Source organism: Pseudomonas sp. LB3P31 (assembly GCF_054897945.1).
Genome location: NZ_CM142710.1, coordinates 2,987,906 through 3,008,053 on the forward strand (window position 1 = coordinate 2,987,906; position 20,148 = coordinate 3,008,053).

At 58.8% G+C, this 20,148-nt stretch carries 18 protein-coding genes and 1 pseudogene; 12 read left to right on the forward strand and 7 right to left on the reverse strand.

What is annotated here, in order from left to right:
• Positions 1-2: 2 nt before the first annotated feature.
• The 12 genes and pseudogenes from ubiE to ACYZTK_RS13590 all read left to right on the forward strand — a co-directional run bounded on the left by ubiE (position 3) and on the right by ACYZTK_RS13590 (position 10,997).
• The gene (gene ubiE / locus ACYZTK_RS13535; protein ID WP_007948968.1) at positions 3-773 is read left to right on the forward strand and encodes a bifunctional demethylmenaquinone methyltransferase/2-methoxy-6-polyprenyl-1,4-benzoquinol methylase UbiE; all 771 of its coding nucleotides are present in this window, start codon (positions 3-5) and stop codon (positions 771-773) included.
• Positions 773-1,396 (forward strand): ubiquinone biosynthesis accessory factor UbiJ, encoded by a 624-nt coding sequence (locus tag ACYZTK_RS13540; protein WP_462010363.1) that lies wholly within the window; start codon positions 773-775, stop codon positions 1,394-1,396. The genes ubiE and ACYZTK_RS13540 overlap by 1 nt, the downstream gene beginning before the upstream one ends.
• The gene (gene ubiB / locus ACYZTK_RS13545) at positions 1,393-2,997 is read left to right on the forward strand and encodes a ubiquinone biosynthesis regulatory protein kinase UbiB (protein WP_462010364.1); all 1,605 of its coding nucleotides are present in this window, start codon (positions 1,393-1,395) and stop codon (positions 2,995-2,997) included. The genes ACYZTK_RS13540 and ubiB overlap by 4 nt, the downstream gene beginning before the upstream one ends.
• 91 nt (positions 2,998-3,088) lie before the next feature.
• The gene (gene hisI, locus ACYZTK_RS13550) at positions 3,089-3,490 is read left to right on the forward strand and encodes a phosphoribosyl-AMP cyclohydrolase (protein WP_160390647.1); all 402 of its coding nucleotides are present in this window, start codon (positions 3,089-3,091) and stop codon (positions 3,488-3,490) included.
• Complete coding sequence (locus ACYZTK_RS13555) at positions 3,483-3,815, forward strand: phosphoribosyl-ATP diphosphatase (RefSeq protein ID WP_008047820.1); 333 nt, start codon at positions 3,483-3,485, stop codon at positions 3,813-3,815. Before hisI ends, ACYZTK_RS13555 begins: the two co-directional genes overlap by 8 nt.
• A 25-nt stretch (positions 3,816-3,840) precedes the next feature.
• Positions 3,841-4,119, forward strand: a complete 279-nt coding sequence (locus tag ACYZTK_RS13560) for a twin-arginine translocase TatA/TatE family subunit (RefSeq protein WP_462010365.1) — start codon at positions 3,841-3,843, stop codon at positions 4,117-4,119.
• A gap of 10 nt (positions 4,120-4,129) precedes the next feature.
• Positions 4,130-4,600, forward strand: a complete 471-nt coding sequence (gene tatB, locus ACYZTK_RS13565; RefSeq protein ID WP_462010366.1) for a Sec-independent protein translocase protein TatB — start codon at positions 4,130-4,132, stop codon at positions 4,598-4,600.
• Positions 4,597-5,391 carry a twin-arginine translocase subunit TatC gene (tatC, locus tag ACYZTK_RS13570; RefSeq protein ID WP_462010367.1) on the forward strand — a complete coding sequence of 265 codons (795 nt, stop codon included), beginning with the start codon at positions 4,597-4,599 and terminating at the stop codon, positions 5,389-5,391. The genes tatB and tatC overlap by 4 nt, the downstream gene beginning before the upstream one ends.
• On the forward strand, positions 5,388-6,095 hold the full coding sequence (locus tag ACYZTK_RS13575; RefSeq protein ID WP_462010368.1) for a 16S rRNA (uracil(1498)-N(3))-methyltransferase: 708 nt from the start codon (positions 5,388-5,390) through the stop codon (positions 6,093-6,095). Before tatC ends, ACYZTK_RS13575 begins: the two co-directional genes overlap by 4 nt.
• Before the next feature lie 307 nt (positions 6,096-6,402).
• Positions 6,403-7,287: pseudogene (locus tag ACYZTK_RS13580) on the forward strand (methyl-accepting chemotaxis protein); the annotation flags it as partial.
• 198 nt (positions 7,288-7,485) lie between these two features.
• Complete coding sequence (locus ACYZTK_RS13585) at positions 7,486-8,190, forward strand: methyl-accepting chemotaxis protein (RefSeq protein WP_462014903.1); 705 nt, start codon at positions 7,486-7,488, stop codon at positions 8,188-8,190.
• A gap of 482 nt (positions 8,191-8,672) precedes the next feature.
• Positions 8,673-10,997: a fibronectin type III domain-containing protein gene (locus ACYZTK_RS13590; protein ID WP_462010369.1), complete on the forward strand. Its 2,325-nt coding sequence runs from the start codon at positions 8,673-8,675 to the stop codon at positions 10,995-10,997.
• A 63-nt stretch (positions 10,998-11,060) separates the two neighbouring features.
• Here ACYZTK_RS13590 and ACYZTK_RS13595 read toward each other — a convergent pair whose 3' ends face one another.
• From ACYZTK_RS13595 to pip, 7 genes are all read right to left on the reverse strand, one after another.
• Positions 11,061-11,795, reverse strand: a complete 735-nt coding sequence (locus ACYZTK_RS13595) for an amino acid ABC transporter ATP-binding protein (protein ID WP_462010370.1) — start codon at positions 11,793-11,795, stop codon at positions 11,061-11,063.
• Positions 11,788-12,747: an amino acid ABC transporter permease gene (locus ACYZTK_RS13600; RefSeq protein WP_462010371.1), complete on the reverse strand. Its 960-nt coding sequence runs from the start codon at positions 12,745-12,747 to the stop codon at positions 11,788-11,790. Before ACYZTK_RS13600 ends, ACYZTK_RS13595 begins: the two co-directional genes overlap by 8 nt.
• A 147-nt stretch (positions 12,748-12,894) precedes the next feature.
• Positions 12,895-13,692 (reverse strand): transporter substrate-binding domain-containing protein, encoded by a 798-nt coding sequence (locus ACYZTK_RS13605; protein WP_462010372.1) that lies wholly within the window; start codon positions 13,690-13,692, stop codon positions 12,895-12,897.
• A 258-nt stretch (positions 13,693-13,950) separates the two neighbouring features.
• Positions 13,951-16,521 (reverse strand): glucans biosynthesis glucosyltransferase MdoH, encoded by a 2,571-nt coding sequence (gene mdoH / locus ACYZTK_RS13610; protein ID WP_462010373.1) that lies wholly within the window; start codon positions 16,519-16,521, stop codon positions 13,951-13,953.
• On the reverse strand, positions 16,514-18,337 hold the full coding sequence (locus tag ACYZTK_RS13615) for a glucan biosynthesis protein G (RefSeq protein WP_462010374.1): 1,824 nt from the start codon (positions 18,335-18,337) through the stop codon (positions 16,514-16,516). Before ACYZTK_RS13615 ends, mdoH begins: the two co-directional genes overlap by 8 nt.
• Before the next feature lie 321 nt (positions 18,338-18,658).
• Positions 18,659-19,096 carry a D-aminoacyl-tRNA deacylase gene (dtd, locus tag ACYZTK_RS13620; RefSeq protein WP_462010375.1) on the reverse strand — a complete coding sequence of 146 codons (438 nt, stop codon included), beginning with the start codon at positions 19,094-19,096 and terminating at the stop codon, positions 18,659-18,661.
• Positions 19,093-20,064 (reverse strand): prolyl aminopeptidase, encoded by a 972-nt coding sequence (gene pip / locus ACYZTK_RS13625; RefSeq protein ID WP_462010376.1) that lies wholly within the window; start codon positions 20,062-20,064, stop codon positions 19,093-19,095. Before pip ends, dtd begins: the two co-directional genes overlap by 4 nt.
• Between the last annotated feature and the right edge of the window lie 84 nt (positions 20,065-20,148).

The window sequence follows — 20,148 nt, forward strand, 5'->3', positions numbered from 1 at the left end:
ATATGACTGATCAGCGCAAAGGCAGCGATGCCGAACCCACCACTCACTTCGGTTTCAAAAACGTTCCGGAAAGCCAAAAAGCGGAAAAAGTCGCTGAGGTTTTCCACTCGGTAGCTGCCAAGTACGACTTGATGAACGACCTCCTGTCGGGCGGCATGCACCGTCTGTGGAAGCGTTTCGCGATCGAACTGTCGGGAGTGCGCACGGGTAACCGGGTGCTGGACATTGCTGGCGGCACCGGCGACCTGACCAAAAAATTCTCGCACCTGGTAGGCCCTACCGGCCAGGTGGTGTTGGCGGACATCAATGAATCCATGCTCAAGGTCGGTCGCGACCGCCTGCTGGACCTGGGTGTGGCCGGCAACGTCGAATTCGTCCAGGCCGACGCGGAAAAGCTGCCGTTCCCGGACAACCATTTCGACTGCGTGACCATCGCCTTCGGCCTGCGCAACGTGACGCACAAAGAAGACGCCCTGCGTTCGATGCTGCGCGTACTCAAGCCGGGCGGCCGCCTGCTGGTGCTGGAATTCTCTAAACCAACCAACGCGCTGATGTCCAAAGCCTACGACGCCTACTCGTTCGCCTTCATGCCGCTGATGGGCAAGCTGATCACCAACGACTCGGAAAGCTATCGCTACCTGGCCGAATCGATCCGCATGCACCCGAATCAGGAAACCCTGAAGTCGATGATGGTCGAGGCTGGTTTCGACCGCGTGACCTATCACAACATGACTGCTGGCATCGTCGCCCTGCACCGCGGCATCAAGCCCTGATGCTGCTGGCCGGTCTGCTCGCCAGCGTTGAACTCGGTCTTAACCGGGTGCTGCGCCTCGACAGCACGGCACTGCCGCGCCTGGCGCATTTGAGTGGCCGGGTGATCGCCATCGATTGCCGCAGCCCGGCATTCCAGCTGTTCATCCTGCCCAGCGACGAAGGCCTGATGCTTGCTTCCCAGTGGGAAACGGGCGCCGATTGCACCTTGCGTGCCCCGGCCTCCAGCCTGCTGAAACTGGCGATGAGCAAGGACAAGACTGCAGTGCTGCATGGCCCTGAAGTCGAGCTCGACGGTGACAGCGGCGTGCTGCTGGATCTGGCGGCAATCCTCCAGGACCTCGAGCTGGACTGGGAGTACGAGCTCTCGCGCTGGCTCGGACCGGTCGCCACCCAGTTGGTGGGCGGGCACCTGCGCAGTCGCGCGCGCTGGTACCAGCAAGGATTTGTCAGCCTGGGCCAGAACCTGGGCGAATACCTGGCCGAAGAATCGCGCACCCTCGTGGGCCAGCGCGAAGCCGAAGCCCGTTTCAGTGAACTGGACCAGATCAAGCTCGATCTGGAACGTCTTGAGGCGCGTTTCGAGCGCCTTTCCCGATCCCTCGACCCAAGCGATAACGCATGAAGCTGCTTGCCGTCCGCCGTTTGTTGCGCATCCAGCGCGTTGTGATTCGCTACCGCCTCGATGACCTGCTGTTCGCCCTGCCGTTGCCCTGGTTTCTGCTGGCGCTGCGCTATGCATTGCCGTGGCGCTGGTTCCCGCGCAAGACCCTGGAACTGAGCCGCGGCGCACGCTTGCGCCTCGCGCTGCAAGACCTGGGACCGATCTTCATCAAGTTCGGGCAGATCCTGTCCACCCGTCGCGACCTGCTGCCGGAAGACATTGCCGACGAACTGATGAAGCTGCAGGACCGTGTGCCGCCATTCGACTCGCAAGTGTCGATCAAGCTGATTGAAGAGCAGCTCGGCAAAAAAATCAGCGAAGTTTTCAGCCGTTTCGACGTCGAGCCGCTGGCCTCGGCCTCGGTCGCGCAGGTGCATGCCGCGCAGCTGAAAACCGGTGAGGAAGTGGTGGTCAAGGTGATCCGCCCGGGCCTCAAGCCGATCATTGCCCAGGACCTGGCGTGGCTGTTCATCCTTGCTCGCGCGGCGGAAAAACTCTCCGCCGATGCGCGCCTGCTGCACCCGGTGGACGTGGTCCTGGACTACGAAAAAACCATCTACGACGAGCTCGACCTGCTGCGCGAAGCGGCGAATGCCAGCCAGCTCAAGCGCAACTTTGAGGGCTCGCCGCTGCTCTACGTGCCGCAAGTCTATTGGGACTGGTGCCGGCCGAAAGTGTTGGTGATGGAGCGCATCTACGGCATCCAGGTCACTGACCTGGCGACCCTCGCCGACCAGCGCACCGACATGAAGATGCTCGCCGAACGCGGCGTGGAAATCTTCTTCACCCAGGTGTTCCGCGACAGTTTCTTCCACGCCGACATGCACCCGGGCAACATCTTCGTCAGCACCGTCACCCCGTGGAGCCCGCAGTACATTGCGATCGACTGCGGCATCGTCGGCAGCCTGACCCCGGAAGACCAGGACTATCTGGCGCGCAACCTGTTTGCGTTCTTCAAGCGCGACTACCGGCGCGTGGCGCAATTGCACATCGATTCGGGCTGGGTGCCGGCGGAAACCAAACTTAACGAATTCGAAGCGGCCATCCGTACAGTCTGCGAGCCGATCTTCGAAAAACCGTTAAAAGATATTTCATTCGGCCAGGTGCTGATGCGCCTGTTCCAGACCGCTCGACGCTTCAACATGGAAGTGCAGCCACAGCTCGTGCTGCTGCAAAAAACCTTGCTGAACATCGAAGGCCTGGGCCGGCAGCTGTACCCGGATCTCGACCTGTGGAACACCGCCCAGCCGTTCCTCGAACGCTGGATGCGCGAGCGCGTCAGCCCCAAAGCCTTGCTCGGCAACGTGCAGAGCCAGTTCGAGCAGCTGCCGCACCTGGCCAACATGGCCCGCGACCTGCTCGAACGCATGTCCCAACCCCACGCCTACGACCCGCCGCCGCCCTGGCATCGACGTCGTGACGACTGGTTCCTGCGCCTGCTCGGCACTGCCCACCTGGCAGGCGGAGCAGTGTTCGCGATGGGCGGGCCGATGAACGAACTGGCTTATTGGCCGGCGGGAATCATGATGGCCGTTGGTTTGTATCTGGTCGTTCGTCGATAGCCAGTTGGGTGATCCACTGGCACACTGGTTGAACGCTGAATTTCACGTAGGCCACGATCAATTGAAGTGTGCGCCTGCATCGGAGTCGAAGATGAAAAACTGGCTGGACGAAATCAAGTGGGACGCCGATGGCCTGGTGCCCGCGATTGCCCAGGATCACAAGACCGGGCGCGTCCTGATGATGGCCTGGATGAACCGTGAAGCGCTGCAGCTGACTGCCGCCGAAAACCGCGCCATTTACTGGTCACGTTCGCGCGGCAAATTGTGGCGCAAGGGCGAGGAGTCCGGGCATGTGCAGACCCTGCACGAGATGCGCCTGGACTGTGACGCCGACGTGATCATTCTGATGGTCGAGCAGATCGGCGACATCGCCTGCCATACCGGCCGCCAGAGCTGCTTCTACCGCGTTTACGAGAACGGCGACTGGACAACCGTCGACCCAGTTCTCAAAGATCCGCACGCCATCTATTCCGCAGGACACAAACATGAGTGACACTCTGACTCGCCTGGCCGAAGTGCTGGAAGAGCGCAAAGGCGCCGCCGCCGACAGCTCGTATGTCGCCAGCCTGTACCATAAGGGCCTGAACAAGATTCTGGAAAAAGTCGGCGAAGAATCGGTCGAGACCATTATTGCCGCCAAGGACGCCGCCATCAGCGGCGACTGCAGCGACGTGATCTACGAGACCGCCGACCTGTGGTTCCACAGCATGGTCATGCTCGCTCAACTGGGGCAGCATCCACAGGCTGTACTCGATGAACTGGACCGTCGTTTCGGTCTGTCCGGACACGCCGAGAAAGCCTCGCGCCCGTCCGCCTGAACAACTATTAGAGAGGAGCAGCAACATGGGCATTTTTGACTGGAAACACTGGGTAGTGATCCTGGTGGTTGTCGTGCTGGTATTCGGTACCAAGAAACTGAAAAACCTCGGCACCGACGTTGGCGAGTCGATCAAGGGCTTCCGCAAAGCCATGAACGATGACGAAAAACCTGCCGACCCAAGCGTGACCCCGGCGCAACCGGTGCCGCCGGCTCAGCCAACGACCACGCAGTCTGTGAACCAGCCGCACACCATCGACGTGCAGGCGCAAAAAGTCGAAGAGCCGATCCGCAAAGACGTGTGAGCACTGACTAATGTTTGGTATCAGCTTCTCTGAACTGCTGCTCGTCGGCCTCGTCGCCCTGCTGGTGCTGGGCCCCGAGCGTCTGCCGGGCGCTGCGCGCACTGCCGGCCTGTGGGTCGGCCGTCTGAAGCGCAGCTTCAACGCGATCAAACAGGAAGTTGAGCGTGAAATCGGTGCCGACGAGATTCGTCGGCAGCTGCACAACGAACACATCCTGTCTTTGGAGCAGGAGGCGCGGAAGATTTTTTCGCCGACTCAGCAAGAGCCAACTCCGGTGCAGCCCGTGGTGGAGCCGACGATTCATGCCCCGACGCCGGTCGTCGAGCCTGTTGTTGGCGCTGAACCTGTGCCCTCTGTCGCACCCGCAGTCCAGACCCCGGTCCAGCCGCTGGCTGAACCGCCGGTTGTACCTGCAACACCCGCAGCTGCGCCTGTTGCGCCGGCCCCACATGACCCAACACTGCCGCCGCGAGCCCCATGAGCGATCTCCCAGAAAATGACCAGCACATGCCGCTGGTTTCGCACCTCACCGAGCTGCGTACCCGCCTGCTGCGCTGTGTAGCCGCGATCTTCATCGTCTTCGCCGGGTTGTTCGCGTTCACCCAGCAGATCTATACCTTCGTCTCCACGCCACTGCGCCAGTATTTGCCAGAAGGCGCGACAATGATCGCCACCGACGTGTCGTCGCCGTTCCTGACGCCGCTGAAGCTGACGATGATGGTTTCGTTGTTCCTGTCGATCCCGGTGATCCTGCATCAGATCTGGGGTTTCATTGCGCCCGGCCTGTACAAGCACGAGAAGCGCATTGCGGTACCCCTGCTGATGTCCAGCATCCTGTTGTTCTACACCGGCATGGCGTTCGCCTATTACCTGGTGTTCCCGCTGATCTTCAAATTCTTCGCCGCCGCCACTCCGGCCGGTGTGGAAATGATGACCGACATCACCAGCTACCTCGATTTCGTCATGACCTTGTTCTTCGCCTTTGGCGTGGCCTTCGAAATCCCTGTGGCCGTGGTCCTGCTGGTGTGGATTGGCGTGGTCGACGTCAAATACCTGAAGAAAATCCGCCCATACGTGATCATCGGCTGCTTCGTGGTCGGGATGATCCTGACGCCACCGGACATCTTCTCGCAGACCCTGCTGGCTGTACCGATGTGGCTGCTGTTTGAAATCGGCATCATCTTCGGCAGCCTGATCAGCAAACGCGGTGAACATCCGGACGACCAGCCGGTTGACGATCACAACGACCAGCCGCCAGCGACCCAACCGTGAACCTGCTGCTGCTCGAAGAGGCCGATTTCATTACGCCCGACCGGGTAATCCTGCGGGATCGCCGCCTGACCCACATGCAGGAAGTCCACCGCTCGCAAGTCGGTGACAGCCTGCGGGTCGGCCGGATCGGCGGCTTGATGGGCTCAGCCGAATTGCTGCGCCTGGATACCGCCGAAGCCGAGCTCCGGGTCTCCCTCGACCAGCCACCTCCGGCCAAGCTGCCCCTGACCATGGTGTTGGCCCTGCCACGCCCGAAGATGCTCCGCAGGGTGTTTCAGACCGTTGCGGCCATGGGTGTGCCACGGATCGTCCTGGTGAACAGCTACCGCGTCGAGAAGAGCTTCTGGCAAACGCCGTTCCTGGAGCCGGAAGCGATTCGCGAGCAATTGATTCTCGGCCTCGAACAGGCGCGCGATACCGTGCTGCCCGACATCATCATTGAAAAGCGCTTCAAGCCTTTCGTCGAAGACCGCCTGCCGGCGATTACCGACGGCACACTCGGCCTGGTGGGCCACCCCGGCAATTACCCGCCCTGCCCTCGCGGCCTGGACGAGCCGGTAACCCTGGCGATCGGCCCGGAAGGCGGCTGGATCCCCTACGAAATCGAGCTGCTGGGCAAATCCGGCCTGCAACCGGTCCAACTTGGCGATCGCATCCTGCGAGTCGAAACCGCCGTCACTGCCCTCCTTGCCCGACTGTTCTAAAATTTCGTACGATTCCCCGTAGGAGCTGCCGCAGGCTGCGATCTTTTGATTTTCGCGCAAGTGAGTACGCCAAAGATCAAATTCAAAAGATCGCAGCCTTCGGCAGCTCCTACAGATTCGTGGACACCTGCCGATATAACTCTCATAAAACCTAAGTGTGGTTCGAGGGAGTTGCAGCATGTACCAATCGCTAGCCGATAAACTGGGGAACGTCAGCGTCAATCGCAAACTGGGAGTCGGTTTCGGATTGGTGTTGCTGCTGACCTCGTTGATTACCTTCACCGGCTGGACCGGCCTGAGCGGCGTGATGAGTCGTGGCGACAAGCTCGGCTTCATCTCCAGCCTGATCGAGCTAAGCAAAGACCTGCGCATCGCCCGCCTCGACTACGACATGCGTCGTGGCGAGCAAGGCCCCGGCGCAGTCAACGACCTGCTTAATCAGCTGGAAACCGGCCTGAAAACCGCCCGCAGCCTGATCGAACAGCCTGCCGATGCCGCGATGGTCGATCAGCAGCTGATGGCCGTCGCCGAATACAAGCGCGCCTTTGCCGACATGACCCAGGCCACCTCCGCACGTGAAGATGCCCGCAGCAAACTCGGAGCAACCGCCGACAACGCCGTAGCGCAAATCAGCACAGTCGAAAAATCCATGCTGCAAGGCGACAGCGTGGCCGACTACAGCCAGGTCATCGAGCTAAGCAAGTTGCTCCAGCAAGCGCGCTACCAGGTCCGCGGCTACACCTACAGCGGCAAGGCCGAAGCCGAACAACCGGCACTGGACGCCATCGACAACGCCCTGAAAAGCCTCGACAGCCTGCCCGCCAAACTACCTGAGCTGCATCTGGCCAACCTGCAGCAGGCCACCGCGTCGCTGAAGGCCTATCGCGCTGCGGTCAGCCAGTTCCGCGACTCCCAGGTGGCGAATGCCGCAGCGCTCAAACGCATGAGCGCCCAGGGCGAGATCCTGATCGATCTGAGCAAGAAGCTGACGGCGTCGCAGACCATCGTCCGTGACACCGATGCCGCGCACGCCAAGAACATGTTGTTGCTGGCGACCCTGCTCGCCCTGGCGTTCGGCCTGTTGGCAGCATGGGCCATCACCCGCCAGATCGTCATCCCGCTGAATCAGACGCTCAAAGTCGCCGAGCGCATCGCCGCCGGCGACCTTACCCACAACCTGGTGTCCCGTCGTCAGGACGAACTGGGCCAACTGCAGCGCGCTATCCAGAGCATGACCCAGGGCCTGCGCGAACTGATCGGCGGCATCAGCGACGGCGTGACGCAGATCGCCAGCGCTGCCGAGGAACTGTCGGCCGTCACCGAGCAAACCAGCGCCGGGGTCAACAGCCAGAAGGTCGAGACCGATCAGGTCGCGACCGCCATGAACGAGATGACCGCAACGGTACAGGAAGTCGCACGCAACGCCGAAGAAGCCTCGGAAGCGGCTGTCGCAGCTGACCAGCAGGCCCGCGAAGGTGACAAGGTGGTCGGTGAAGCCATCGCCCAGATCGAACGCCTGGCCCTGGAAGTGGGCCACTCCACCGAAGCCATGGGTCATCTCAAGCGCGAGAGCGACAAGATCGGCAGCGTGCTCGACGTCATCAAGTCCGTGGCCCAACAAACCAACCTGCTGGCGCTCAACGCGGCTATTGAAGCCGCCCGTGCCGGTGAAGCAGGTCGCGGTTTTGCCGTGGTTGCCGACGAAGTCCGCAGCCTGGCCCAGCGCACCCAGAAGTCCACCGAGGAAATCGAACAGCTGATCATCGGCCTGCAAGCCGGCACCCAGCAGGTGGCGACCATCATGGACAACAGCCGCAGCCTGACCGACAGTAGCGTCGAACTGACCCGTCGTGCTGGTGGTTCGCTGGAAAGCATTACCCGTACAGTTTCAGCGATCCAGTCGATGAACCAGCAGATCGCCGCAGCCGCCGAGCAACAGAGTGCGGTAGCGGAAGAGATCAATCGCAGCGTGCTGAATGTGCGTGACGTGTCCGAGCAGACCTCGGCGGCCAGTGAAGAGACTGCGGCGTCGAGTGTTGAGTTGGCGCGCTTGGGGACGCATTTACAGATGCTGGTGGGCAGGTTCAGGGTTTGAGGTGATTCATTGACCTCGGTTCGCTCTGGACAGAGGTGATGCAATCGCGGGCAAGCCCGCTCCCACAAGTTTTAGCGGCGTACACAAGATTCGTGTTCACACCTGAACCTGTGGGAGCGGGCTTGCCCGCAATTACCATCTAAATAGCGCTGAAGCAATAGAACCTACCGCAAGAAAGCCTGCACCCGCGGATCCTTCGGAGCATCAGAGAACCCCGCCGGCGAAGCATTGGCTAACACTTTGCAATGCTCGCAGAAGCGGTCCGCAGACGCTGCTTCCTCCGTGCAAGTCATTTATGTACAGCTTACCTGCCCACGCCCCTCTCTTACCGCTCGTCGAAACTGTCATTTATAACAGTTACCGATTCCAGTAAATTCATTTTAACTGTTCTCCAACCCACTCCCTGGCAATGACGGGCCGGATGAAAAACAGCGCCAGAGGTGTGGCTCGACTATGAATTAATTCAGACAGAGCCCTTAATCATGACCTCAGCTAAATCCAGCACCCACCGACCATACAAAATTAGCAAACCACGAATCTCACTACTTGAAGACAATGCATTAATATTCAGCACTCTAAAAACTGCTCCAACAATCAGTTTCTCCTACAGCGCCGAGACCAGTAAACAATACTCCATTTCCCTCTACTGCCAAGGGACAAACCGTTCTGGGCAGGATATCAGACTCGACATATTGGAAAGCACGATCACAAACTTCGCGAGCGAGCCAAAAACCTTAGAAGCCGAACTACAGATCGGATACCTATCGCAGCTGGCAAACAACAGCTCACTCATTTTCACGCTCTCCATAAAGAGCGGGATTGACGAAACTCCAAACGAGTGCACATCATCCACCCATTTTGTTAATTTTTACCAGACCCCACCTGTGCGACTTGAGCCTTTTGTTGCTCGAAACAATTGGATGACCGACATTTCTCCTGAAATTGGACATATGCTCCTTCGAGAACTGCTCCTGCCAGGTGCGCACAATGCCGGAGTGGATCAAGACAACTCTGATTTTCCGGCTGAATTTTGGGGTGCATGCCAGGATTACACCTTTGATTATCAATTAGAACATGGCATTCGAGTTTTTGATTGCAGAGTCAGGGACATCGATCCTGCTAATGGTTACTTCCAATTCAGGCATGGCAGCTTCCACTCATGGCATGTTCTTTCGGATCTGATCAACAAGGTCGAGGCCTTCCTTGATAGACATCCTCAAGAAATCATAATATTAGATTTTCATGAGTTTCAGAATACCGCCTCATTTAACTATGCCAGTTTTGGTTCTCAGATGAATTTTGGGCTGGGCGACCGAGTGCTCCGACGCGACGCAATAAACATGACAATCAATGAGATTCACGCGCATTCGTCACGTCGGCGTGTAGCACTTTGCTGCGACCCAGTTCCTTACGTGTCTCATTGGCCGAAAATTCCGCATAAATGGAGCGGCCAAAATACCATTGACACGGGCGAGCTAAACAGATGGGTTAATTCAGTTATGCAGAACCCACCCATTCAACAGCTGTGGTCACTTTCAGTAACTGCATTTGGTTTGCTTACTGGTCCCGTACGAATTCCTGCCGAAGATAAACTTTTTATTGATTTGTTCGCTCCTTTGTACACCCCTGCCCCTGGGGTTAATTTCAAAGGAAACATAATCAACGTAGACTTTTTCCAAAATACCTACGTAGTTGACAACTGCATTAAAATTAACCGTATAAGGGGAGCATTACCAGACACTATGCCTCCCACGACACCGGACGCTTTTACCATCACCAACTTGACGAATACCTCCGTGACCGTGACTTGGGAAGCGTCAATCGACAACAACGTGGTTAGAGGTTATTTGCTGACTCTAAATAACAACCCGCCCATCACAGTTACCGGAACCAGTCACACATTCAACGGCCTGGCGGACGCAACGTCTTACGTTATCGAAGTAAAATCCAAGGACGCCGCCGGCAATCTTTCTCTGCCGGCATCCCTTAGTTTCAAGATCGGCGATATTACCCCTCCGGGGAAGCCTACCAATGCAATCTTCTTCTTTCTATCTGCTTCCCAGGCAAAGATTCTCTGGAATGCAGCACCCGACAACGTGGCTGTAACGGGATACGTGCTGACTGTGAATGATGAAAGAACAATTACGGTCACTGATACTAGTTACATCCTCGACTTAGAAGAACTTACCTTCTACATCATAAAAATCCAGGCACAGGATGGCGCAGGAAATCTTTCTCTCCCGGCCTCTGTTATTTTTTTGAGCTGGGGGAACCTACCCCCCAGCGAACCAGGCGACCCCGTAGTCGTAAAAACATCATCCACTTCAATGCTAGTAAGCTGGACAGCATCATCTGATGTTGCCGGGGGTACGGTGGTCGGGTACACCATTTCTTTAGATGATGCTGATCCGGATACGGTGGAGGATACTATGTATAGCTTTATCGAACTTTCAGAGGCAACGTGGCATTCAATTGAAATTAAGGCCATAGATAATGGTGGAAAGCTCTCCATACCAGCCCACGCCTGGTTTAACTCAATCAGCGATCTTTTACCAAGCGTACCGAGACACTTTTCCGGATCGGTCGGATGGCCTGCGAAATTCACATGGCGCGCCCCGGCTGATCCTGCAGATTTGATTGGTTATGAAGTAGGCGTTACCGGACCTGGAGGCCAAGTACTCTATTACCACACTACCGAACCAACTCTGACGCCGTCTACACTTCTAAATAAAACTTATCGCATTGCGATTACTGCCTACAACAGTTCCGGCAAGTCCTACCCACTGCTCGCTTCTATATCGACATAAGGTGTTTTAAACTTACCGCTGTGCCAAGCACCGGAGTGTTTCGCACAGCGGCTCGATACCAACTTACAATACTTGCCGCAAAAACGCCTTGGCCCGCGGATCCTTCGGCGCATCGAAGAATTCGGCTGGCGAGGCGTCTTCCAGCAGCTTGCCGTGATCAAAGAACAGCACCCGATCCGCCACTTCCCGGGCAAAGCCCATCTCGTGGGTCACGCAGACCATGGTCATGCCTTCCACGGCCAGGGTCTTCATCACATCCAGCACTTCACCGACCATTTCCGGATCGAGTGCCGAGGTAGGCTCATCGAACAACATCACCTTCGGCTCCATCGCCAGCGCGCGGGCGATTGCCACCCGCTGTTGCTGACCGCCGGACAAGCGTGACGGGAACTCATTGGCTTTCTGCGCTATTCCGACCTTTTCCAGCAATGCCAGCGCTTTGGCCTCACGCTCCTTTTTGCCGCGCTTGCGCACGACTTTCTGTGCCAGGCACAGGTTCTCCAGCACCGTCATGTGCGGGAACAGGTTGAAATGCTGGAACACCATGCCGACTTCACGACGGTAAGCATTCACGTCGGTTTTCGGATCGGCCAGCTGCAGGCCGTCAATGCTCACCGAGCCGGAATCAAACTCCTCCAGGCCGTTGAGGCAGCGCAGGAAGGTCGACTTGCCGGAACCGGACGGGCCGATCACCACCAGCACTTCGCCCCTGGCTACTTGCGTGGTGACGTTATCCACCGCGCGCACCACCTGGCCGCGGGTATCGAAGACTTTTACCAGATCGCGGATTTCAATCACTTTGCGCGAGCCTCCGCTCTAGCCGGCTGGCGATTTTCGACAGCGGCAGGTTGATCAACAAGTACAGGCCGGCGACGCAGAACAGGATTTCGAACGGCGAGAACGACGTGGTGATGACTTCCCGACCGCTTTTGAGCAGTTCGGTAATCGCAATCACCGACACCAGCGACGTGTCCTTGACCAGGCTGATGAACTGCCCGGCCAACGGCGGCAATACGCGCTTGAACGCCTGCGGCAGGACCACGTGACGCATCGACTGGCCGGCGCTCAGACCCAATGACCGGGCAGCTTCGTTTTGGCCGCGAGCGATCGACTGCACGCCGGAACGGATGATTTCTGCGACATAGGCGCCGGTGAACAACGACAGCGCGGCGATCCCGGCGAATTCCCGCGACAGGTTCATCACGGTGCCAATGAAGAAGTAGAAAATGAATATCTGCACCAGCAGTGGGGTGCCGCGCACCAGTTCGACGTAGATGGTCGAGAGGTCACGCAGGGTGGGGTTGCTCGACAGCCGGCACAGGCCGGTGGCCAGGCCGATCACCAGGCCGAGTACACCCGAGACCACCGATAACCACAACGTCGTCCACAAGCCCCACAACAGTGGCCCTGCAGCCCAATGGCGAGTCACACCAACGACATCGCCTTCTGCCACGTCATCGCCCTGGGCGACTTGCAGGCTGTTGCCATCGACGATCACGTGTTGCTCGTCACCCGAGTCGTTGCGCAGGGTGACTTCAGCCTTGTCGCCTTTGCGCACCAGTTCGCTGACGGTGGAGATGTCGGCTGCACGCTGGGACTCTTCGGCGTGGTAGGCAAAGTATTGTGGCACACGGTTCCAGCGCCATTCGTAGGACATCAGCGAGGTGGCGTAGTACAAGGCGCCGGCCAGGCCGATAAGCACCAGCACGGTGAGGACGTGCCAGGGCCATTGGGCTTTTCTCTGTTTCATTGGGTTTGCGAGTTCCAAATACTATGTCGCCGGGGAGGCCGTCTTCGCGAGCAAGCCCGCTCCCACACTGGAACTGTGTCGGTCACGGAATCAGTGTGGGAGCGGGCTTGCTCGCGAAGGGAACGACTCGGTCTATCTGACCAAGTGTTACTCCATATCCTTCTGCCAAGCAGTGTCCTTGAACCACTTGTCATGGATGCGATCGTAGGTGCCGTCTTCGTGTATCTGGTGCAGGAAGTTGTTGATGAAGTTGAGGCTGTCGTAGTCACCTTTCTTCAGACCAAAGGCCAGCGGCTCGTAGGTGAACGGCTTGTCGAGGAACACCAGCTTGCCGGCACCGACCTTGTTCACGGCTACCACGTTGTACGGCGCGTCATAGATGAAAGCGTCAGCCTTGCCGTTGACCACGTCGAGCACAGCTTCCTGCTCGTTGTCATAGCCGTGGTACTTGGCCTTGGAGATCAGCTTCTTGGCGACCATCTCACCGGTGGTGCCGAGCTTGGAGGTGATGCGGTAGTCGGCGGTGTTCAAGTCTTTGTAGGACTTGATGGTGCCTTCCAGCTCCTTACGGATCAGCAGCGTCTGGCCCACCACGATGAACGGGTCGCTGAAGTTGAGGCGCAGGTTGCGTTCCTGGGTCAGGGTCATGCCGCTGCCGATCATGTCGAACTTGTCGGTCATCAGCGCCGGGATGATGCCGTCGTAGCCGGTGGACACCAGCTCCAGCTTGACGCCCATGGCCTTGGTCATGGCCTTGAGGAGGTCGACTTCGAAGCCGATGATCTCGCCGCGTTTGTTGGTCATTTCGAAGGGCATGTAGGTCGGGTCCATCCCGACTTTCAGTGTGCCGCGCTTGACCGCTTCATCGATGGCACCGGCCTGCGCCGCGTTGACTGCAACCAATGCCGTGACGCCGACCAGCAGCATCGAAAGATACTTCTTCATCATCAAGTCCCCAAAACCGTTGCGGTATGAGGCGCGCAAACGACGGGTTTCCCTTGGGAAACCGGCAGATACGAACAGAAAGTTGTCCGGGCGCACCAATTCGGGGACGGATGCTATCGCAGCCTTGGGAGATTTGTTAGACGCAAAAGCAAAAGATCGCAGCCTTCGGCAGCTCCTACGGACGAACACCCTGTAGGAGCTGCCGAAGGCTGCGATCTTTTTTTGAGCCCCCGCCGGTAAGCCAGGCGGGGACAATCATCAAGTCAACTGAGGCTGCGCACTCAGCGGTTGCAGCGGCAACAACGGCGCATGCGGATCGGCTTTCACCGATTTGCGCCACGCCTCCAGCCACTCAGGATGACCTTCGTTCCAGATCTGCTCGTGCAGACGTGCCAATGCCACCGGATCACTGAGCAGTTGCACGCGCTCGTTGTTGTTCAAGCCATCCGGCCCGACTTTCAACGCGTGCCGCACTCGCTCGATCCGCAGCCACTCGATCGGCTCGGCCTGACCGTGACGGGAGGTCGCCAGCGAGCACGCCAGGGCGTTCTGTTGCGGGTCCACCACCGACCGGACAAACCCGTCGTTCAGCGCGTGATAACGGTTCTCGTGGGTGTACTTGTCCGTTGCCAGCAACGCCTGCGGCGGATTGTATTCCTCAGGGATCAGAAACAGGCTCTCGTCACGGGACTTGAGGCCCAGGCCGACCCGGCTGGAAATTACCGACACCGGGATCGACAACATCAACGAACCGACGATCGGCACCAGCCACCACAGGAAGCTCGGGTTCAACCAGATCACCAGCAAAGCCCAGAAAAAGCCCAGCAGCGTCTGTGGACCGTGACGCTTGACCGCCTCGCTCCATGGCGTGGAGTCATCGTCACGCTGCGGCGAGTTCCAGGTCGCGGCCCAGCCGAGGAATGCGGCAAGCACGAAGCGGGTGTGGAAGATCATCCGCACCGGCGCCAGCAGCACGGAGAACAACATCTCCAGCAGCATCGACAGGGTTACCTTGAACTTGCCACCGAACTCTTTCGCGCCCTTGGCCCAGATCAGGATGATGCTCAGCAGCTTCGGCAGGAACAGCAGCACGATGGTGGTCGAGAATAGCGCGACCGCCTTGTCCGGGTGCCATTGCGGCCACAGCGGATACAACTGTCTCGGCTCCATGAAGTACTGCGGTTCCATCAGCGTGTTGACCGCCAGCAGCGCCGTCGACAGCACGAGGAAGAAGAACCACAACGGCGCAGACAGATAGGACATCACGCCCGTCAGGAACACCGCCCGGTGAACCGGGTGCATGCCCTTGACCAGGAACAGGCGGAAGTTCATCAGGTTGCCGTGGCACCAGCGACGGTCACGCTTGAGTTCGTCCAGCAGGTTCGGCGGTAATTCTTCGTAGCTGCCCGGCAAATCGTAGGCAATCCACACACCCCAGCCGGCACGGCGCATCAGCGCCGCTTCGACGAAGTCGTGGGACAGAATCGCACCGGCAAATGCGCCTTTACCCGGCAGCGGCGCCAGGGCGCAGTGCTCGATGAACGGCTTCATGCGAATGATCGCGTTGTGGCCCCAGTAGTGGGATTCGCCCAACTGCCAGAAGTGCAGGCCGGCAGTGAACAGCGGCCCGTATACCCGGGTCGCGAACTGCTGCATGCGTGCATACAGGGTGTCCATGCCCGATGCCCGCGGCGCGGTCTGGATGATCCCGGCGTCCGGTGTGGCTTCCATCAGGCGTACCAGACTGGTCAGGCATTCGCCGCTCATCACGGAATCCGCGTCGAGCACCACCATGTACTTGTAGTCACCACCCCAGCGACGGCAGAAGTCGTCGAGGTTGCCGCTCTTGCGTTTGACCCGACGGCGACGGCGGCGATAGAAGATCTTACCGAAGCCCTTGGCCTCACGGCAGACGTCCAGCCAGGCCTGCTGTTCAGCCACGCAGATATCGGCGTCGTTACTGTCGCTGAGGACGAAGAAGTCGAAACGATCCAGGTCACCGGTGGCCGCTACCGACTCGAAGGTCGCCCGCAACCCGGCAAATACCCGAGGCACGTCTTCGTTGCAGATCGGCATCACCAGTGCGGTGCGCGCGTCCTTGGCGATAGGCTCATTGCCCGCGCTTTTACCGGAAATACGGTATTTGTCATGCCCGGTGAGCAGCTCGAGGAAGCCCATCAGCGCCGTCCAGAAACCGGCAGACACCCAGCAGAACAGGATCCCGAACAGAATCAGGATGCTGGTTTGCAGCGCATACGGCAGCACTTGCGTGGCCGTCTGCAGCAAAGGTTGGTGCAGGACTTCGTTGAGGTCGACGAACGACCAGCCCTGATACGGCATGATGCCTTTCATGTACCAGCCGGCGACAATTGTCTGGCCGAGCATCAGCACCAGCAGGATGTAACGACGGATCGAACCTACCGTGCGCCAGCGAGCAGCCGGCAGCACCCGTTCATCCTTCGGCGGAGCCGGCGGATTGGTGCGACCGGTCATCCGGCGCCAGCCGCGCACCAGGATATTGGTACGCCATGGCTCCGGTACAACCTTGGTCCGCCGGATCGGCGGGGTCGCCTTCAGGCAAACCCGGCCGCTGGCGTCGAGCGCCAGCATTTCCGCGTCCTGCAATTCTTCGGCGGTGCTCAGCGTCAAGCGCTTGCCGACCGAGGCCTGGGCGGCCTCACTCGGGGCGTCGAACGTCGAGGACGACAGACGCTGGTGCAGCTCGCTGAAAGACTGGCAGCCCGCGAGTTCCGCGCGCTGCTGGTCGGTCATCGGCAGATGCGCCAGATACTCGGCAAGAGTCTCTGGCTGTACTTGAGAATTACTCATCGGCAGGCAACTGGTAGCTCCAGGTCTCGGTCAGGACTTCTTCAGTCGGTGCCGATTCCGGTGTGGCTGGGGCCGCGTCCGCAGCTACAGGCTGCTTGGCGTCTTTGTTGTCCTTGGTGGAGGTTTGCGCCGCTGGCTTGGCTTCAGCCTGTTTGGCCTCTGCCTGCTTGGCTTCCTTGGCTTCCTTGTCCACTTTCTCCTGCTGCTTGGCGGCAACCTTGTCGGCCTTGGCCACAGATGAGTTGGAAACAGGCAGCGAAGTCTTCGCCAGATCCGCAGGCACGATGTTCTGCACCAGTGCTGCGCGCATCTCGGTGGATTTACCCGGATCCTTGATCTTCATCCGCAAGGTCAGGCGCCAGCCCTTGGTTTCAGGGTTGTAACGCACGCTATTCTCAACCAGCTCGGCGTTGTCGCCGACGCTGACCTGGCTGCGAACGTCCGTATCCGGCGACAGGGCCGCCAGGGACGGGCCTTCGAAATCAACCAGGTAAGCCACGCTGCCATCCGGCTGACGGATCAGGTTGGACTGCTTGACGTCGCCGGTGGAACGCAGGGTCTGGCTGACCCAGGCGCTGTCCGGTGCGTGCAGGGCGGCTTCGTCGATTGTCCAGTGCATGCGATAGGCAACATCGAGCGGCTGACCAGGCTCAGGCAGTTTTTCCGGGCTCCAGAAAGCAACGATGTTGTCGTTTGTCTCATCGGCAGTCGGGATTTCCACCAGGTCGACGGAACCCTTGCCCCAGTCGCCTTGTGGCTCGATCCAGGCGCTTGGGCGCTTGTCGTAGCGGTCGTCGAGGTCTTCGTAATGGCTGAAGTCACGGCCACGTTGCAGCAGACCGAAACCACGCGGGTTCTCGACTGCGAAGTTGCTCACAGCCAGGTGTTTAGGGTTGTTCAGCGGACGCCAGATCCACTCGCCGTTGCCGGCATGGATCGCCAGGCCGCTGGAATCGTGCAGTTCGCGACGATAGTTGAGCACTTTCGATGGCTGGTTGGCGCCGAACAGGAACATGCTCGTCAGTGGCGCGATGCCCAGCTTGGTGACCTTGTCGCGCAGGTACATCTGCGACTTGACGTCGACGATGGTATCGCTGCCCGGACGCAGGGTCAGGCGGTAGGCACCGGTGGCACGTGGCGAGTCCAGCAGCGCAAAGATCACCAGGTGCTTGTCACCCGGTTTTGGCTGTTGAATCCAGAATTCGGTGAAACGCGGGAATTCTTCGCCGGACGGCAACGCGGTATCGATGGCCATGCCGCGAGCGGACAAGCCATAGGTGTGACCCTTGCCGACGACGCGGAAATAGCTCGCGCCCAGCATGGTCATGATCTCGTCTTGTTTGTCGGCCTTGTTGATCGGGTACAGCACACGGAAACCGGCATAACCCAGTTGCTCAGTGGCCTTCGGATCAAACTTCACATCGCCGAAATCGAAACGACTTGGGTCGTATTTGATCTCTTCGACGGTGTTAGCCGTGATTTCGTTGATTTTCACCGGAGTATCGAAGTGCATGCCCTGGTGATAGAACGACAGTTTGAACGGGGTCTTCTGATCGGCCCATTCGGCTTTTTCGGTGCGGAAACGAATTTTTTGATAGTCCGCGAATTTCATTTCGCGGAATTCGTTTGGCAGATTACTGCGCGGGGCTTCGTATTTCTGCCCGGCCAGCTCTTTTGCCTTGGCCGACACATCATCCAGACTGAATGCCCAAAGCTGGCCGGCGCTGAGCAGGCAAAGCAGTGCAGAGCCCGCTACCAGAGCGCTTCGTAGCCGTTTGGCAGACAATTTTGGTGCAATACAGGGACTAACAATCACGAGCAACCCTCGCCGAAAACAGATCAAAAAACCAACGGCCAGTTAAAGTGCCTGGGAGGTGTGCGGTATGAAAAAACCGACCCTGCAGACCACTCTTGCCAAGTTGGCGAGCATTGTTCCGACTCCCATGGGGCGAAATGATTCCCCAACAGGTCCAGGACAAGTCTCTACCTAAGTCAAAACGGACCAACGAACGCTGATCCCCGCAGCGCGCGATTATCTAGTAGGCCGCGTTACAACGCATCAGGGGTAACAAAGTATTTATCGAGGAAAACCCCTGTTTTCGGTCGAAAAGCGCTTAAAAAGATGTTTCAAGCGCTTTCAGGCCTGTAACAGGAAGGTAACCGGGCCATCATTGACCAGGTGCACCTGCATGTCCGCGCCGAATCTACCTGATGTCACTGTGCCATGCATTTGTTTCGCTTTGCCTAATATATAGTCGAAAAGCTCCTCGCCCAGTGCCGGAGGGGCAGCGGTCGAGAAACTCGGGCGCAACCCGCTTTTGGTATCAGCGGCCAGGGTGAACTGAGAGACCAGCAGCAACCCACCGCTTACATCCACCAAGGACAGGTTCATCTTGCCCTCGGCGTCACTGAATACCCGATAGTTAAGCAGTTTATGCAGAAGTTTGTCGGCGCTGGCCCGGGTATCGTCGGGTTCGACTGCCACCAGCACCAGCAAACCCTGATCGATCGCGCCGACCACCTCGCCGGCCACCTCGACTCGCGCACTGCTCACCCGTTGCAGCAGAGCCTTCATGCTTCTTCAGGCGACAGGTCGAGCATGCGCCGGGCCATCTGATCAGCGGCGCGTACCAGCGCATCGGTGATGCCGGGTTCGGAGGCGGCATGGCCGGCGTCGCGGATCACCTGCAATTCGCTGTTTGGCCAGTTCTGGTGCAATTCCCAGGCGTTGTCCAGCGGGCAGATCACGTCGTAACGACCATGCACGATCACGCCCGGCAGATGGGCAATCTTGCCCATGTCACGGATTAGTTGATTCGGTTCGAGGAAGGCGTCGTTAGTAAAATAATGGCACTCGATGCGGGCGATCGACAAGGCGCGCTGGGGTTCGGAGAACCGGTCGACGACCAACGGGTTAGGGCGCAGGGTCGCGGTCCGCCCTTCCCAGGTCGACCAGGCCTTGGCCGCGTGCATCTGGGCGATCTGGTCGTTGCCGGTCAGCCGCCGGTGGAAAGCACCAAGCAGGTCATCACGCTCGTCCAGCGGGATCGGCGCAATGTAATCCTGCCAGTAATCCGGGAACAGTCGGCTGGCGCCCGCCTGATAGAACCATTCGATTTCCTGCGGACGGCAGAGAAAAATCCCGCGCAGGATCAGGCCGTGCACACGTTCCGGGTGGGTTTGTGCGTAGGCCAGCGCCAGGGTCGAGCCCCAGGAGCCGCCGAACAGCACCCACTTGTCGATGCCCAGGTGTTTGCGAATCCGCTCGAGGTCTGCGACCAGGTCCCAAGTAGTGTTGTTTTCCAGGCTGGCGTGGGGCGTGGAGCGGCCACAGCCGCGCTGATCGAAGGTGACAATGCGATACAGATTCGGGTCGAAATACCGACGGCTCTGGGCATCGCACCCGGCCCCCGGGCCACCGTGGATAAACACCACTGGCAAACCTTGCGGCGTACCGCTTTCGTCGACATACAGCGTGTGGGTTTCATCGACGGCCAGATCGTGCCGGGCGTAGGGTTTGATCTGCGGGTACAAAGTCTGCATTGCACGCTCCGTAAGGGGTCGAGGTCATCCCTGTAGGGACTTCTATTATTCTGCCGTCTGGCATCATAAACCCGAATTACGTGA

Coding starts and splice junctions, on each gene's coding strand:
- tatC (WP_462010367.1), top strand. CDS start 4,597: ATGAGCGATCTCCCAGAAAATGACCAGCACATGCCGCTGGTTTCGCAC.
- tatB (WP_462010366.1), top strand. CDS start 4,130: ATGTTTGGTATCAGCTTCTCTGAACTGCTGCTCGTCGGCCTCGTCGCC.
- dtd (WP_462010375.1), bottom strand. CDS start 19,096: ATGAAGGCTCTGCTGCAACGGGTGAGCAGTGCGCGAGTCGAGGTGGCC.
- pip (WP_462010376.1), bottom strand. CDS start 20,064: ATGCAGACTTTGTACCCGCAGATCAAACCCTACGCCCGGCACGATCTG.
- ACYZTK_RS13540 (WP_462010363.1), top strand. CDS start 773: ATGCTGCTGGCCGGTCTGCTCGCCAGCGTTGAACTCGGTCTTAACCGG.
- ACYZTK_RS13590 (WP_462010369.1), top strand. CDS start 8,673: ATGACCTCAGCTAAATCCAGCACCCACCGACCATACAAAATTAGCAAA.
- hisI (WP_160390647.1), top strand. CDS start 3,089: ATGAAAAACTGGCTGGACGAAATCAAGTGGGACGCCGATGGCCTGGTG.
- ACYZTK_RS13585 (WP_462014903.1), top strand. CDS start 7,486: ATGACCGCAACGGTACAGGAAGTCGCACGCAACGCCGAAGAAGCCTCG.
- ACYZTK_RS13600 (WP_462010371.1), bottom strand. CDS start 12,747: ATGAAACAGAGAAAAGCCCAATGGCCCTGGCACGTCCTCACCGTGCTG.
- ACYZTK_RS13555 (WP_008047820.1), top strand. CDS start 3,483: ATGAGTGACACTCTGACTCGCCTGGCCGAAGTGCTGGAAGAGCGCAAA.
- ubiE (WP_007948968.1), top strand. CDS start 3: ATGACTGATCAGCGCAAAGGCAGCGATGCCGAACCCACCACTCACTTC.
- ubiB (WP_462010364.1), top strand. CDS start 1,393: ATGAAGCTGCTTGCCGTCCGCCGTTTGTTGCGCATCCAGCGCGTTGTG.
- ACYZTK_RS13560 (WP_462010365.1), top strand. CDS start 3,841: ATGGGCATTTTTGACTGGAAACACTGGGTAGTGATCCTGGTGGTTGTC.
- mdoH (WP_462010373.1), bottom strand. CDS start 16,521: ATGAGTAATTCTCAAGTACAGCCAGAGACTCTTGCCGAGTATCTGGCG.
- ACYZTK_RS13605 (WP_462010372.1), bottom strand. CDS start 13,692: ATGAAGAAGTATCTTTCGATGCTGCTGGTCGGCGTCACGGCATTGGTT.